Raw genomic sequence first — 1,441 nt, forward strand, 5'->3', positions numbered from 1 at the left:
TTTCTAAGGAAATTATAAATTGATTTTATATAAAAATTTTTTAATTTTTTATATGAAAATAGACAAAAATAAGTAGAAAAGTAAAAAAATCCTAAATTTTTATAAGCGAAAAAAACTGATATTAGAATCAGTTTAATAAGAGTATTCTTTATAGCGAATGGAGCCAGTACGGCTACTAAAATATGTTATTTCTTTAATTCTCATTTTGACATGACATTTAAAGCAATAAAAAGGATTTACTTGAAAAGTATCCCAAGTTTCAACTTGATAAAATGTACTTTTAGAGTATTTGGATACATATTTTCTCATAGTTTCCATAATACTTTTAATTTCTTTATTTACATTTCTTGAATAAATTCCAAAACGTTTAATCATTTTAAAATGTTTAGGAGGAATATGAATAATTAATTTAGAAAGAAAAGTTTCAATATCTAGTGTTAGTTCTACTCTTTCTTTGTTGTTAGCAAGATCTTCGTAATAGAAAGTGACATTTCCATCAGAATAATCAATAATTTTATATTCAGCGATAGGAGCCCTAGATAAATATCTACCAATATACTTAATAGCCTTAATATTATTATTTAAATCATTTTTAGCAACATCAAAAAAGAATCTTGTATTTTTATGATAAAGTTGGGAAGCAACATGATAAGCTTTTTTCTTTAGTTTTTCATTTTCATAATTACCATTTTTAACAATATCAATAACTAATTTTTTCCATTGTCCAACAATGGAATTAATATGAAAATATTTTTTTTCGAGATATTTGTGATTTTTATTGAATCCACCTAAAGTAACAATAGCATGGATATGTGGATTTCATTTGAGGTCGCGCCCAAAGGTATGAATAACAGTAATTAAACCATAATGTAAAATATCAGAGTTAGTAAAATATTTTTTAGAATACTTACCAATTTTGTGAACTCTTTCATTTTTACGTTTAATATTATGAAATTGATATTGAAATATATCATTGATAGCATATGTAAGTTTAGTTAAAAGATTTCTATCATAAAAGAAAAATTCTCTAAGTTCTTTAGGTATAGTAAAAAGAACTGCTCTATGTTTAACATCAATAAGGGAACTAGCAGTTTTTTCAGCCCAAATAGCAGAATATTTTTTACCGCATGAAGGACAAAGTCTAGATTTACAAGTAACTTTAAATTTATGAGTCGCTTTACAAATAGGACATTGATAAAGAGCAAAGCATTTCTCAAGGGAACAAGCTTGAAATTTTAGAATAGTTTCAGAAATATTAGCAAAATGCTGATCATTAAAATATTTTTTGATTTTTAGAAGTAAATTTGCTATATTAATGTTAGAGAATATATGTTTTAATTGCATGTATGTCTCCTTTGTATAAATTGTTGTGGTGACTATATTATACAAAAAAGAGAGCTGAGTAAAACATTTTTTTTAAAATGTTACTCAGCTTTTTTTA

Annotated in this window: 2 protein-coding genes; both read right to left on the bottom strand. The window is 24.4% G+C overall.

Features of this window, described 5'->3' with window-relative positions; translation table 11 throughout:
- Positions 1–132: 132 nt before the first annotated feature.
- The gene (locus HF862_RS10215) at positions 133–810 is read right to left on the bottom strand and encodes a transposase (RefSeq protein ID WP_353936778.1); all 678 of its coding nucleotides are present in this window, start codon (positions 808–810) and stop codon (positions 133–135) included.
- A 9-nt stretch (positions 811–819) separates the two neighbouring features.
- On the bottom strand, positions 820–1,344 hold the full coding sequence (locus tag HF862_RS09895) for a transposase zinc-binding domain-containing protein (RefSeq protein WP_170187693.1): 525 nt from the start codon (positions 1,342–1,344) through the stop codon (positions 820–822).
- Between the last annotated feature and the right edge of the window lie 97 nt (positions 1,345–1,441).

The organism is Fusobacterium sp. FSA-380-WT-3A, assembly GCF_012843705.1.
In the GTDB taxonomy this organism is placed as follows: Bacteria; Fusobacteriota; Fusobacteriia; order Fusobacteriales; family Fusobacteriaceae; genus Fusobacterium_B.